Source organism: Chitinophaga flava (genome assembly GCF_003308995.1).
GTDB lineage: Bacteria > Bacteroidota > Bacteroidia > Chitinophagales > Chitinophagaceae > Chitinophaga > Chitinophaga flava.
Window position 1 is genome coordinate 3,316,760 of the sequence record NZ_QFFJ01000001.1, and the last position, 15,244, is coordinate 3,332,003.

The 15,244-nt window shown below is 41.9% G+C and carries 9 protein-coding genes; 6 read left to right on the top strand and 3 right to left on the bottom strand.

What is annotated here, in order from left to right; translation table 11 throughout:
- Window positions 1-55: 55 nt before the first annotated feature.
- On the bottom strand, window positions 56-2,152 hold the full coding sequence (locus DF182_RS13295) for a peptidylprolyl isomerase (protein ID WP_113616087.1): 2,097 nt from the start codon (window positions 2,150-2,152) through the stop codon (window positions 56-58).
- A gap of 766 nt (window positions 2,153-2,918) precedes the next feature.
- Here DF182_RS13295 and nadA point away from each other — a divergent pair.
- Window positions 2,919-3,926, top strand: a complete 1,008-nt coding sequence (gene nadA / locus DF182_RS13305; protein WP_113616089.1) for a quinolinate synthase NadA — start codon at window positions 2,919-2,921, stop codon at window positions 3,924-3,926.
- Window positions 3,927-6,000: 2,074 nt separating this feature from the next.
- Here the strand turns inward: nadA and DF182_RS13310 are convergent.
- Window positions 6,001-6,237, bottom strand: coding sequence for a FeoA family protein (locus DF182_RS13310; RefSeq protein ID WP_078669684.1), 237 nt, complete (start codon window positions 6,235-6,237; stop codon window positions 6,001-6,003).
- A gap of 160 nt (window positions 6,238-6,397) precedes the next feature.
- Here DF182_RS13310 and ybeY point away from each other — a divergent pair, with 160 nt between their 5' ends.
- The 5 genes from ybeY to DF182_RS13335 all read left to right on the top strand — a co-directional run bounded on the left by ybeY (window position 6,398) and on the right by DF182_RS13335 (window position 13,585).
- Window positions 6,398-6,829 carry an rRNA maturation RNase YbeY gene (gene ybeY, locus DF182_RS13315; RefSeq protein WP_113616090.1) on the top strand — a complete coding sequence of 144 codons (432 nt, stop codon included), beginning with the start codon at window positions 6,398-6,400 and terminating at the stop codon, window positions 6,827-6,829.
- A gap of 2,189 nt (window positions 6,830-9,018) precedes the next feature.
- A complete protein-coding gene (gene mnmG, locus DF182_RS13320; RefSeq protein WP_113616091.1) occupies window positions 9,019-10,887 on the top strand; it encodes a tRNA uridine-5-carboxymethylaminomethyl(34) synthesis enzyme MnmG in 1,869 nt (622 codons plus the stop codon).
- Between the two features lie 437 nt (window positions 10,888-11,324).
- Window positions 11,325-11,912: an RNA polymerase sigma factor gene (locus DF182_RS13325; RefSeq protein ID WP_113616092.1), complete on the top strand. Its 588-nt coding sequence runs from the start codon at window positions 11,325-11,327 to the stop codon at window positions 11,910-11,912.
- Window positions 11,905-13,029, top strand: coding sequence for a hypothetical protein (locus DF182_RS13330; RefSeq protein WP_113616093.1), 1,125 nt, complete (start codon window positions 11,905-11,907; stop codon window positions 13,027-13,029). The genes DF182_RS13325 and DF182_RS13330 overlap by 8 nt, the downstream gene beginning before the upstream one ends.
- A 127-nt stretch (window positions 13,030-13,156) precedes the next feature.
- A complete protein-coding gene (locus tag DF182_RS13335; RefSeq protein ID WP_113616881.1) occupies window positions 13,157-13,585 on the top strand; it encodes a hypothetical protein in 429 nt (142 codons plus the stop codon).
- A 4-nt stretch (window positions 13,586-13,589) separates the two neighbouring features.
- On the opposite strand, the gene cls is transcribed toward DF182_RS13335, so the two are convergent.
- Window positions 13,590-15,071, bottom strand: a complete 1,482-nt coding sequence (cls, locus tag DF182_RS13340) for a cardiolipin synthase (RefSeq protein WP_113616094.1) — start codon at window positions 15,069-15,071, stop codon at window positions 13,590-13,592.
- Window positions 15,072-15,244 lie beyond the last annotated feature (173 nt).

Sequence of the window (15,244 nt, forward strand, 5' to 3'; positions counted from 1 at the left end):
AAGGGAAGCATTACTGCTTCCCTTTTTTTATGTCAGTTAAAAATGTATCTGTCTGCTAGAAGAATTTACCACGGTTATCTTTAACAGTGCTCATTTTCTTCAGGACTTCAAACAGCTGCTGGTCCAGCAGGGATTTAACACCCTGTTCGTAAGCAGCCTGTTGAGCTGTCAGGCTTTGTGCTGGCTGTGCTACTGGTTCATAGCTGTCAGCTTTGATCACGTATACAGCAGCATTACCTTCAATAGGGGAAGATACTTTAGCAGTACCCCAGTCTTTGTTGAAGGAAGCACCGGCAACGCGGGGTTCGAAGCCCAGGGAAGCGATGAACGGAGAAGCGAAGCTAACACCTTCAGCTTTTAAGATAGGCTGGTTGGAAGATTTGGAAGCTGCGTCCAGGCTAGCCGGAGTTTGCAGTTTAGCCATAATCTGTAAAGCTTTTTTATGTTTTTTCACTTCAGCTTCTACCTGAGGTCTAACGTCATCCAGAGGAGCGGTACCTTCCTGGCGGATGCTAGTGAGCAGTGCTACTACATATTTTTCATCCAGGGTAAACACCGGGCTTACATCACCTTTTTTCGCATCGTTTACCCAACGAACCAGTTCGCGGGCCTGGCCTACACCAGGAATTACGAAGTCCATAGGACGTACGTTATCAGCGATTTTTTTGTTGAGTTTACCATCCTGGATATTTTTTTCGAAGGCAGCAGCGTTACGGCTTTTGCTGGCGAAGTCGCCTGCAGCGTTGTAAGCAGTGTTGTTGGTTTCTTTGCTGGCTTCAACAGATTTACCGAGGTAAGCCACTTTAATGGCAGGACCGATATTTTTCTGATCCATGATTTCCATTACGTGGTAACCGAACTGAGTTTTCACCACTTTGATCTGGCCTTTGGTACCTTCGAAAGCAAAATCTTTGAATTCAGGTACAAACGGAGTAGAAGGAGTGATATCGTATTCACCGCCGGTTTGTTTGCTACCCGGATCATCGGAGAACTGAGCAACGAGCGCTTTAAAGTCGGCTCCACCTTTTACCGCTACGGCGATGCTGTCAGCACGTTTTTTAGCTACAGAATCAGGTAATCCGCCCTGAGGTCCGCCGGAAGCGATCAGGATGTGACGTACTTTCACGCTGTCAGGCATGCTTTTACGGTCAACCATTTTAGCGAATACGATCAGGTTATTATCATAATAAGGACCGTATACAGCACCTACAGGCAGGTTTACGATAGAATCTTTCTGTGGTACCTGAGCTGCGTTTTTGGAAACGTAGCCATCATAGTATTTGATGTCGGAGTTACGGTTGATAAAACCGGCAATATCGTGAGTGGTGTCCAGCTCAACTTTAAGAGCGAGGATCTGCTGGATGGCAGCAGTGGAATCCTGGGCAGAAGGAACGGCATCAAAAGATACATATTCCACTTTACGGGACTCTTCCACTTTAAAGAGTTGTTTATGGTCCTGGATGAAGCGGTTCAGTTCGTCATCTGTTACCTTAATAGTAGAATCAGCGATAGAAGCATAAGGAACGCTTACATAGGAGATAGTAGCAGTTTTGCTGTTATCTGCCTGCTGTTGGGTAGCCATCCATTTAGGATAATATACACCTTGTTTGATCAGGGTGATATATTTAGCCTGTTCCTGGGATTTTGCGATGTAGGTTTCCAGTTGCTCGAGAGCCTGACGGATCTGAGGGTTCTGGCCTGCCTGTGCGATAGTTTGCTGCAGTGCTGCGCGGTCAAACTGGCCATCGCGGGTAAATTGCTGAACAACGATCGGGTTCGGGTTTTTACCTTTGATCTGGTCTACGATTTCTGCTTCAGTTACAGCGATACCCAGTTTTTTATATTGGGTCTGCATAATCTGTTCATTCAGAAACTGGTTCCAAACCTGCTCGCGGATATACTGACGAGTTTGTTCGTCAATATTACCATTAGGCATCTGCTGGCGTGCGCCTGCTTCGGCATCCTGAATACGGCGCTGGTAGTCTGCGACATCCAGCTCCTGACCGTTTACTTTACCCACAGTAGTTGAACGGCGGGCGAGAGAACTTTTGCCAAAAAAGGCATCCTGCAACAGGAAACTAACAATAGCCAGGCAAATCACTACTACGATCACGACGGCATATTTGTCCCTGATTTTCTGAATTACTGACATATATTATATAGTCTACATTTTTAAGGATAGCAAAAATAGAATAAAATAACTGTAACTGCAAAAGAGTATTTTTTGCCTTCAAACCCAATACAGCAAAGGATTTGAGGGCATTATAGCACTTTTGTGGAGCACTTTTCTTTCACAGGTTTTCCACAGATGTCCCCATTTGGCAATTCATTTTTTTTCAATGATTTAGCTTTTTTGAATGCCCGTTATGACTGGTATTTCCGGAAAATGAGCGGCTTTTGGGGGCAATGGGTTTATGCACATTTGTGCAAAAGCTGTTTTTCTTAATCCACAGGGAAATGTGAATAATATAGGTCTATTTTCACAACAGGTACTTTTTGGCGGTTTTAGTCGTCCGGCCCTTTTTTTTCCACAATAGGTGTGTAAAACCACCTGTAAAAGTGAAAATAAGGTGGGAAAAGGTACCGTTACACACAGGTAAAAGTAATTTTGTTTTTTTGCCAAAAGTTTACCTCAAAAATACGGAGTGTGAATTGTGGATAGTAAAAGCGTTCTTTCAACATTTTTCCAATACCCACATCACAAAAAAGATTTTCACCAACAACGATATCCACGTATGTGGATGAAATACCCAAAATCCAGTAATGACGCGGAAAAGGCATGTTAATTAGATGTGGAAAGCGTATAAAAAAGGAATAACAACTACATTTGTACAGGAGCTGGAAAATTAATTTCCACATATTCACAGCCCTAATAGTAGTGGGCTTTTCTTTTTAAATAAATAAATAAGTATATAGCTATGATTACTGAAATCGCTGTCGCGAAAAAAAATTTGCAGCATAACGGATTTTTGGATATACCGGTTGATCCGGCTTTGGATTTATTTGCAGCGATCGAAAATTTGAAAAAGGAAAAAAATGCGATCGTACTGGCGCACTATTATCAGGAGCCCGATATCCAGGATGTGGCAGATTACATCGGAGACAGTTTGGGCCTCAGTCAGCAGGCTGCCAAAACTGATGCCGACATCATCGTTTTTGCCGGAGTGCACTTTATGGCTGAAACGGCAAAAATTCTGAGCCCGCAGAAAAAGGTGCTGCTGCCAGATCTTAAAGCCGGATGTTCCCTGGCCGACAGTGCTCCTCCTGAACTGTTTAAGAAGTTCCGCGACAAATATCCCGATCATATAGTGATTTCCTATATCAACTGCTCTGCGGGTATCAAGGCGCTTAGCGATATCATTTGTACCTCTTCTAACGCCGAAAAAATTATAGAAAGCGTTCCGGCGGACCAACCAATCATTTTTGCCCCAGATCGCAACCTTGGGTCTTATTTGATCAAAAAAACGGGTCGTGACATGGTTTTATGGAACGGAGCCTGCATGGTACATGAAATTTTCTCCCTGGAGAAGATCACCAAACTGAAAGCCCGTCATCCAAAAGCAAAAATTATTGCTCACCCGGAATGTGAACCAGCAGTACTTGCCGTTGCAGATTACATCGGTTCCACCACCGGCCTGTTGAAATTTAGTCAGAAAGATGATGCACAGGAATATATCGTGGTAACCGAAACCGGTATTCTCCACCAGATGCAAAAAGAAAATCCCGGAAAGACTTTCATCCCTGCACCACCGAATAATGCATGTGCTTGTAACGATTGTCCACACATGAAATTGAATACACTGGAAAAATTGTACTTGTGCATGGAATACGAACAGCCGGAAATTACTATGGAAGAAAACCTGAGAATCGCCGCTAAAAGGCCGATAGACAGAATGCTGGAGATTAGTGCGCAAGCTGGATTATAATTTAACTTTCTGATTTTCAATAGTATTCGAATATTTTTTTTATATAATTGAAATTTTTCCACATCATCGAAGCCCCGAGGATTTTATATCCTCGGGGCTTCTCCGTTTTAAGCCGAATTATTTAATTCTCAGCGTGTTATGAAGGCGCTGAGAATTGATTATCCACTGTTTTTCCCATCTGTTACCCATCTATTTCAACAATATGCAGTTTCTTTTCCTTTTTGGATGTGAATAACCTGTCAATTCATAAAATTGAAGGCCTTGAGATTTTAATATTTTTTTTGTGCCTTGGGTTTACCCGGAAAATTTTTTTTTATGAGATTCTCACAGCGCTATAAACTTCGTGAGACTGCTGTATTTGCCATACAGCTTTAGTCCCATCCTGTTTTTTTGATTATTGTGCTGTACAGGACTTCTTTCTGAAGGCGCTGAGAATTCGATGCTTTTCCCATTAATGTACCTACCACGGGTAATCAGTTTTCATTTGATTCTCGAGCCATTCATTTTTTAAAGACCAGAAGCTATTTAGGCATTAGCTGGCATTAAATGCGGTGTATTACGCTGTGATACAGTAGTGTGAAATTTATTTTTTCCTGGCAGACTGGGGTTATGGGCCTTTATTGCATGGATTTTTATGAGTGCTCTGAGAATCAAATATTTTTCTCAAATCAAGGGGTACCCCAATATTTGGTTTTTCGAATGATTCTCAGCGCACTCTCTGTCTGTTGAGAATCAAGTCCGTATTGGGGTATAGGCGGACTCAAAAAAAGTATTGAATTCTCAGCGGCTTCATAGTGGCTTGAGAATCGAATATTTTTCTGAGTCCTGTGACTTTGATAAAAAGCCATATTTCACGTAATTCTCAACGCCTTTGCAAGGCGCTGAGAATCGAATATTTGAAAGAAGTAATTGGACTCGTTTAGGTGGAAAAAGAATATTGAATTGTCAGGCGACTATGAAGGCGCTGAGAATTCAATATTCTTTTTCCATTTGAGGGAAGATGTTTGGGGATTATTTTACGTGAATGTCAGTGAGAAAGGAAGGCGTTGAGAATGCAATATTTTTTAGTGCATATGAGGGAGAATGGGAATTTTAAGTTTAATTAATTCTCAGTGCATTGTTAATGAGCTGAGAATTGAATGGTTTTGGATGATTTGGAGTAATGATGGGGCGGATAATTCTGAGACGGTGAATAAGGCGCTGAGAATGTCTTGAGTTTTCAATTTTCGGGATAATGGAAGGCTGTTGGGAAATATTGCAGTGTCAGCCGCTTTCTTTTTTGGAACAAATTCTAAATGTTTTTTTCATTTTTTGTTTTTAATGAAGTAGGAATGTGGAAAAGTGAATGGAGGTGCTTGATTTTCTCATGATATGTTGAAAAATCAATTTTTTTTTGTTTTTCGGGGAAAATGGAGACCAAAATGTGGAGAATCAAGAAATTTTTTTTGTTTTTCAGAGAAATAATGGTCAGAATGTGGAGAACAGGGAAAATTTTTTGTTTTTCAGAAAAAATAATGGTTAGAATGTGGAGAACAGGGAAAATTTTTTTGTTTTTCAGTGCATGTGAAGATTTGTATGTGGAAAATGGGAATTTTTTTCTGTTTTTCAGAAAGAATGAGGGGCAGAATGTGGAAAATGAAAGAAAATTTCTGTTTTTTCCATGAAAAGTGGAACCAGGATGTTGAAAAGTTGAAATTTTTTCTCTTTTTCGATGAAAAGCGGGCTTAGAATGTGAAAAAGTCGAAATTTTTTTTGTTTTTCACGAAAAGAGAAAACATTTTATGTGGAAAACCGTAAGTTTTTTTCTTTTTTATACTAAAAGCGCTTCCAGATGTGGAAAAACAGTATGAAGTTTCTCATTGGGCGGAGGATTTTAGGTGTCTGAAGTGGAAAAAATGAAATTTTTTTTTGTTTTTGGGATAGATAAAGCCTCAATGCAGAAAAATGAAAAATTTTTTTGATTTGGAATTTGGATTGTAACGCTGAATATGTGAGGAAATCAATTGAAGTGGGGCGGTGTGGTAAGATGAGGGCTATTAGCAAAAATCAATCTGGGAAATAGGAGGTAGAGGAATTATATTTCCTCTACCCAAATATGATCAGCTTCAGTTTTTCTGAGTGACAGATTGTATCCTGCCACCATAATTGAAATAGGATCGCCAAGTGGGGCGATTTTTTCAATTTTAACGGTTTCTCCTGGAACGCAGCCCATTTCCATCAGTTTAATATGAAGATCATCTTTCTCAAATTCTATGATTACTGCGCTTTTACCTGTTGCCAGGGAAGATAATTTCATAATGCCTTTTTTCATACCAACGTATTAATCTGTTTAAACTTTATTTGGCAACGGGGGTTAATTTTACCATGAATGACTGAGCAAAGGTACCCCTGAGCACGGAATATGCAAAAAGAATCCGGCAGTCAATCCAAAATTTCACTTTACTTTTACACCCTTAATAATTTAGAATTAGATGGCAATTCAGTTTACGGATCACGAGATAAAGGTGAACCTGAAGGATAAGAGAAAGTTGAAATCTTTTTTAAAGGATTTGTTTGCCAGTGAAGGGCAAGGTCTTAAAGAACTGCACTATATTTTTTGTTCAGATGCCTATTTACTGGAAATCAACAAAGAATTTTTACAACACGATACTTACACTGATATCGTCACTTTTGAGATGGGGGAAGATCCCGATGTTACGGAAGGGGAAATCTATATCAGTTTTGATAGGGTGGTAGAGAACGCTGAAAAGTTCAATGTTCCTGTGAATCAGGAACTGCATAGGGTGATATTCCATGGTGCTTTGCATTTATGTGGTTTTAAAGATAAAAGTAAGGAGGAGGATGCTTTGATGCGGAAGAAGGAAGATGAATATCTTATTAAATATTTTGGTTCGCTGAATTAAAGCAACATGTTTCACGTGGAACATTCACTATTTGGTTTTAGGAGAAATGTTCCACGTGGAACATTATGTATTCAACTTCTGCAAGAAGGAAGTATCCTTGGAGGTCTGTTTGGGATTCGTCACGGAAGCATTCAGTGAGAAGGGATCGTCTACAATGTTTAATTACAGAGTCTCTGATGGCTATCTAATGGCAGGACTATCCTCAATAGTGTTGAATCCGTATCCAGGTCATGCCTGACATCCACTGAAAGGCCATTTATGTACCCTCCAAGAGCTAGGTTTAAGTTGTCCTGGATCATTGTACCCTTTATGTTTTAATCAGAGATATGCCCTTTATTATCCCCCTTAAGATAGATCCATTCCATAGGTGAATAAATACTCATAGCAGCTCCTGGCCCTTTCTATTATGTCTCATTTGATACCCTTTTACTCTCACAGTAGAATTGTCCCTTTGGGGGAATTGTAAGGCATCTTCATCATCGGCCACTAGCATTACCTGTCGTGGAATTATCACTTTAGGGAATTATAAAGGAGGATTGGACATGGTGCTAATTGGTGATATTAAAACACCCCATATAGATCTTCAGCATCGAGGAAAATGATGTTTTGTGGTTGATGTATTGTCCACATCCTTTTCTGCAACTTCCGGCCTATGAGTCCCTTCCCTAATATTCCTTCAGAACAAGAATTCATAATAGGGAAGGGGATAGCATCCCTTTCCTTTATAGCCTCTGTCAGAACCCAGATGCTTTATCCGAGTTACACGAGTCCTAAGGAAGGGGGATGAGGAGCCTGCGAGGACCTGCTCTCTTTTATGATATGGATGGAAGCTCAGGAATGATACCTGACATCTCCTGGCTTTTGATTGTCTTCCCTATTCCGAACCTAATAAATTAACTGTGGGTACCCCTTGTCTTGCCTTATATAGTGTTGTTCTACCCAATTTCTCTGAGCTGCTTTGTCCCGGAATAAAATACCCATACGCAATATGAAAGAAAGCCGGGATACAAAGAGAGGATTGTGAAAGTAGTAGATATGGCTATGACTTGAGCAAGTGAATAAACCATTAGCGCACAAAAGGGGAGAGTACAAAAATATCCATTTAAAGGATCTCAGTATAGGGGAGTCAAGTACGTAAGGGAGCAAGTAGAAAATGGAATAGCGTCTTGGATTATCAGCAGGAGATTGGAGTAATTGAAAGGTCTTCAGATAAGAGTGTGATCGTTTTTAACTGAACGACCCTGTGCTTTGGTTCTGCCTTAGCATAAAGACTGAGAGATAAAGTGATGCCCCAATTTTCAGGGCCTGGTTGATACACCTGGGAATTGATTTCGTTTGGAGACATCACATTGGCTTTGTGTGGGCAGAATTAATAGAAAGTTGCAACCCGCCCTTTTCTGTTAAGGAGTTACAATTAATCAGACCAGGTATAGGTATCTTATTTTGTTTTGGAAATATCTGAAGAGAAGATTGGGCTGTCTTAAGGCAAGCACTGTAAATTGAACACCGGGTCTATAACAACAAATAACCCTCAATGAGGGTAAATGAGTCCTGGAATCTCATTTTAGATATAATGTTGAGCATCCATACCTCAAGGAGAATGCTACATTGAGTGGCCGTATACAGCTCTCTGCATGGATGTATTAAAACAGGAAACAATCTCCAATGATTTGTATTTGCTGCGATAGGAGTCCTGGAATCTGATTCTGGACATATAGTGCTTCAAGCGAACGTCGCACTAAGCGGACAAAGACACTCTTTAGCGCAGATATATACAGAAGGGGAACTCCAAATGATGAAATTGAGTCTTTGAAGTCTGGAGATAGGGTGTTACTGTTGAAATTCAAATGTCGTTAAGGCGAGCGCTACATTTGACAGACATATACAAATCTCTTCATTGGTATGCAAACATGCTTCTATCTATGGGGCTGGCCGCGACTATATCTATACCCGGACCTTTAGCCTGTAGTAATTACTGGAGAGTGGCATATTTTCTTAACCGGGGGTCTTACTTTACGCCTTAGCTCAGGGGGGAGGCAGTTATTATTTTTCCCTTAACTAATATTTTACGGATCAGCTCCTTCCTCCGGTCTGGGTATCAGCACATACCGAATGTTCCACGTGGAACATTTGAGATTCTCTCTACAATATCCCTTCTTCTATGTAATTTTGCACTTTCTTTATTAACTATGTTTCCATCATACGATATAATTGTGGTTGGTGCCGGGCATGCAGGCTGTGAAGCTGCTGCTGCCGCCGCCAATATGGGCTCTAAGGTTTTATTGGTGACCATGAACATGCAAACCATCGCACAGATGAGTTGCAACCCCGCCATGGGAGGCATTGCCAAAGGACAGATTGTAAGAGAAATAGATGCACTGGGAGGATATTCCGGTATTATTACAGATCAGTCTATGATCCAGTTCCGTATGCTGAACCGCTCAAAGGGTCCGGCTATGTGGAGCCCCCGTGCGCAAAGTGACCGTATGCTTTTTGCGGCTAAATGGCGCGAAGCACTGGAGAAAACGCCCAATGTGGATTTTTATCAGGACATGGTAAAAGGCCTCCTGGTAAAAGACGGCCGTTGTTATGGTGTAGTCACCGGACTCGGGCATGAAATAAAAGCTAAAGCAGTAGTACTGACCAATGGTACCTTTCTCAATGGTGTAATCCATATAGGTGACAAACAATTTGGTGGCGGCCGCGTCGCTGAAAAAGCAGCTACCGGGATCACCGAACAACTGATTTCCCTCGGCTTCGAAAGCGACCGTCTCAAAACAGGTACACCTCCCCGCATTGACGGCAGAAGCCTGGACTATTCCAAAATGGAAGAACAACTGGGGGATGAAGAAATCGTAGGATTCTCTTACCTCAACATAGAAAAAATAAAACCAGCCCAGCAAAGAAGTTGCTGGATTACCTATACCAGCGATGCTGTACACGAAATGCTCCGTACCGGCTTCGACAGGTCTCCTATGTTCCAGGGACGCATCCAGGGCACCGGCCCCCGCTATTGCCCCAGCATTGAAGACAAAATCAACCGCTTTGCAGAAAGGGAAAGACACCAGCTGTTCGTAGAACCAGAAGGCTGGGATACCGTGGAAATTTATGTCAACGGATTCTCTACCTCCCTGCCGGAAGATGTACAGATGAAAGCCCTCCGCCTCGTACCCGGTTTCGAAAACTGCCGGATGTTCCGCCCGGGCTATGCCATCGAGTATGACTTCTTCCCACCAACACAGCTCAACTTCTCCCTGGAAACAAAACAGGTGCAGAACCTCTTTTTTGCAGGACAGATCAATGGTACCACCGGCTATGAAGAAGCTGCCTGCCAGGGATTAATGGCAGGGATCAACGCCCACCTTAAAGCCACTGAACAGGACCCGTTCATCCTGAAAAGAAGTGAAGCCTATATCGGTGTACTGATAGACGATCTTATCAACAAAGGCACCGAAGAACCTTATCGTATGTTTACTTCCAGAGCAGAGTTCCGTACCCTGCTCCGCCAGGATAATGCTGACCTCCGCCTCACGGAAAAAAGCTACCAAATGGGACTCGCCAAAGAAGAACGTATGGTAAGGGTACAACAGAAAAAAGAACAGGTGGAAAAAACCAAAACCATCCTGAAAGAACTGTCTATAGAACCGGAAGAAATAAGTGCTCTCCTGGAAGCAAAATCTTCTGCTGCGCTCACTCAAAAACAAAGAGCCCATCAGATATTATTGCGCCCCGGACTCGATATCTTTTCCATGAAATCTTCTGTACCTAAAATTGAACAGGCACTGGCCGGATTCGATAATGAAGTATTGGAGCAGGCGGAGATCCAAATCAAATACGATGTGTATATCGAAAAGGAAAATGAACTGGTGAAAAAAATGAGCCAGCTCGAAGACCTTATCATCCCGGAAAACTTCGACTATAACAAACTCGTTTCACTCTCCAGTGAAGCCAGACAGAAGTTCACCAAAATCCGCCCACATACTTTAGGGCAAGCCAGCAGGATCAGTGGTGTAAATCCCAGCGATGTTCAAATCCTGATGGTTTACATGGGAAGATAAAAATGATGACATATAAAATATTTTAAAGAGAAGGACTAACAATTTGAGTTAGTCCTTCTCTTTTTAACGCCTCCAAAAAAAAATCTCAAAAAAGCCCCCAAAAAGAAATTTTTTAACGAAAAAGCCTAAAAATCGACCTTCAGAAATAGGGTAAATTTTAAGAAACGCTTTCTGGTTGATAGAAAGTATTCAAAAGTGATAAGTGTCTGAAAATGGGGCTAAAAATAGCCAAAATAAGGGTGCGTGCATTTCTACCGCAGGAACTTTCATTTAATTGCACCAAAATCAGGAATCAACATTTTTTATTACCCGGGACAACCGTTTTCAACCACTTCTCGTATGCATTGTATTCAACCAACTGTTTGATGGAGCATACACTGAAAAAATCCGTAACGGGTACAGTCAGGATTTAGCCAAAGACAGGCAAGCAATACTCTGTGGAAGACCTGAATCAAATTAATGACCTCATAACGGGTTGCTGTAATAAGGAACGCAGCAGCCAGGAGTTGTTATACCGAAAGTTTTTTGGGTATGCACTCAGTATATGCATGCGCTACGTACCCAACAGAGATGAAGCGCTGGAGATAATGAACGATGGTTTTTTGAAAGTCTTTCAGCGAATTAATACCTTCGATAGCGGCCGACCTTTTAAAGCATGGCTAAGTAAAGTAATGGTCAACACGGCCATCGATTTCCTGCGCAGCCGGAAAAAACTGGTGTTTACTGATAGTATAGAACAGTTGAACGATCTGTGGAAAGATGATAAAGTGATAGACAAACTTTCCTATGATGAATTGCTAATGCACGTACAATCCCTTTCTCCTGCGTATCGTACCGTATTTAACCTGTACGTCATAGAAGGTTATCAACATCATGAGATTGCTGTAATGCTGGGCATTTCCATAGGAACATCCAAATCAAATCTGTTTAAAGCAAAAAAGGTGTTGCAGGGAAAAATCATCAGTGCCTACGGTAGCACTGTCAACAGTACATCGGTAAACCTTTCTATCCATAAAAATGAGTGAAGAGTTTGAAAATAAGATCCGTGACAGGTTAAGCGAAGCTGATTTTCCATTTGACCCGGTAGCATGGGAGAAAATGGAAAGAATGCTGGATGAAGAAGATAAAGACCGAAAAACCATCTTCATCTGGTGGACCTCTGCTGCCATGCTCCTGCTGGTGCTGGTAGCCTGGTGGCTGATGTATAACCCATCAGACAATGTTACAGAGGTAACATATCAACCTGAAAAAAAAGAAGACTCCAAGAGAAATAAAACCTCCTGGCGGACAACGGAAACCGCCGTTAAAACCCCCGTCCCCATAGTAAAACCCCCTGTTATATGGCATCAACAACATATCTGTGCAACAATCAGCAATAAAGCCACACAAATACAAGCCTCCGAAGAACATAAAGAGGTATTAATGCCAATTAGCGGACTTAACGCTAACGACTACACGAATAAATATAACTTAAACGAATACACGAAAATAAATCTATCTCCTAATCATATTGCCACCATTGCGTTTTACAACCAGGATAGCGCAATAAAAAGGCCTTTACCCAGAAGGAAAAAATGGGATATAGGAGTTGTAGCGGGGCCAGATTTCACTGTAGCGCCATCCTTTAAATATGGCAACTTAGGAGTGGATGCAGGTATCCTGTTATACTACTATTTTGATCCTAAAATATTTGTAGCCACAGGGGTGATATACAACAAAAAAATGTACGGCGCCGCTCCGGAAGATTACCAGAATAGCAGTGTTAACATACCTTATGATAAACTTGAAAAAATAAGTGCCAGCTGTAGTATGCTGGATATACCGCTGAACCTCAATTACACTTTTCTTTCCGGAAAAAAAGACAGAACCAGCGCTACACTGGGATTATCCAACTATTTTATGCTGAAGGAAAAATACCGTTATCAGTATGAATACACTGATCCCAAAGAACTAACCATACAGAACCAGCGGCCAAATTACCTCTCTGTTTTGAATGCGGGCATACTGTATCAGCGTGAGGTATCACATCAGCTATTACTGGGAATACAGCCCTATGTCAAAATTCCGCTGAATGGGGTGGGATATGGACAGGTGAAACTATACTCTGCCGGCATTACACTACAGCTAACACTAACCAGATAAAAAAAGTATGTCCCGATAACCGCCATAGGCCGCTATCGAGCCTCAAAACAATCACTATTCTCCTTTGTTATCATCTTTAGGTGGCATGGCATTTTCTGCTTTTTTTATTCACCTAAAAATCATCTTTATGGCAAAGAAAAGTGATAAAAAGAACCCGCCGGTTGACAAGAAAAAAGCCAGTAAGGAAAGTAAAAGCGAATATCCGGGATACCCTGAATATCCGGCCAGCGAAGATATTATGAACAGAGATAACAGAATAAACGAAGTAGACCTCGATATGGACGATGTAACCCGTTCTTTCCGGCATAACAGCGAACTATCACCAGGCAACAATAAAAGCCCGCGTAAAAGCGATGAGCAGGAAGAAACCTGGCGCCAGGACAAAACCGGTGAAGACCTTGATGTGCCTGGCACAGAGCTGGACGACGCTTCAGAAAATATTGGAGAAGAAGATGAGGAAAACAACCTCTACAGCCTGGGTGGCGACAGACACCGGGACCTGGAAGAAGACAATGGAGAATTTCTGGAAGAAGAGGATGAGGACGGTAAATATTAATGCACTACAACAGCGGTGTTAACAACCGGCATACTGAATCCATAAATCTTTTGGCGAGGTTCCGTTTATTCCAGCGGGTTTCCTGCAGAGGTAAGGAATACAGCAGATCTTCATCAAATGCACGGTCCAGCCTGGCAGCAGTTTCCTTATCATATACCAATGCGCCGATTTCACAATTCAGGAAAAAGCTGCGGTTGTCGAAATTTACAGAACTAACCCAGGCAAGATTATCATCTATGACCATCGTTTTGGCATGGATAAACCCTCTTGTGTAAAAGAATACCTTCACACCAGCAGCAAGCAATGGCTTCATATAAGACAGGGCCGCATGCTGTACGATAAATGAGTCGCTTTTGAATGGGAGCAGCAGTTGTACATCTTTCCCGGCCAGCGCTGCCATTTGCAACGCTGTGAGCAGTTGCTCGGTAGGAATGAAGTAGGGATTGGTGATCCGTATCCTTCTTTTGGCTACGTTAATAGCCATCAGAATACATTCCATCGCCATCGGCCATTCTGAATCCGGACCGCTGGCTACAATATCCGTAAAACAGGTGCCTATGAGCGGTGCGGATCTTCCGAAAAAAGGAGCTTCAAAAGGAAAGATTTCCTTGCTGCAATAACGGTAACTCATTAGGAATTGCAACTGTAGCAGGTTTACTGCATCTCCTTCTATTTTCAGGTGGGTATCTCTCCAGTAAAGATCATGTTTGCCATTGTTGACATAGCGGTCGTCGAGGTTGATACCACCTACAAAACCAACGTTACCATCTACTACAATAATCTTTCGGTGATTGCGGTAGTTGGCATTGAGATAAAGATCTACCAGCAAAGGGGAGAAGGGATATACACTGGCTCCGTTTTCTTTCAGAATACGGGGAAGTTTTTTAATGTTGTTGCTTCCAACATCATCATAGATAAAGCGAACCTGTACACCCTGATTAAGTTTTTCTACCAATATGTCGATAACGGTGTTACCGATATCATCTGCGGCTATCATGTAGTATTCGATGTGGATATGGTGTTTGGCGGCTTTTAAGGCTGCCAGTACCTCAGGAAACTTTTCCTCACCATTGATCAGCAGTTTTACGTGGTTATTTTTAGTCAGCACAGATTGCCGGGTATTCAGTAACATAGCCGACAGCTCCTGTTTATTACCTACCAGATGCCGCAATTCCAGCTGCATTTGCTCTATTTCTGTCCGCTGTGACTGCCAGTATTTGGCAAACAACACTTCATCTTTGCTGCCTTTCAGGGTAAACCTTCTTTTTTTACGCAGATCGCGGCCCAGGTAATAATACACCACCAGCCCTACAATGGGGATAAATATCAGCAGGAGGATATAGGCGATAGCTTTTATGGGATTCCGGTTTTCCATCAGGATCGTGAATACGATACCGGCAAATGTTAATATCAGCATTACGGTACTGCCGATTTTGACGGAAAGATGCCAGTTGGAGCCGGTCAGATAATTGATGAGTGTATGCACCCTGATTGTATAGTTTAAAAGGTTTGTGTAGTATTAACGTTTGCCTGTTGAAAAAGTTATGAACGACGGGGACCTTCCACCACGGGGCGGAAGAGAGGCCTGCCGGGTATTCTGACCGTGAAGATAATGAACCCCTTATATTATTTTACCCAATTCCAACCATGTTTTAAAAA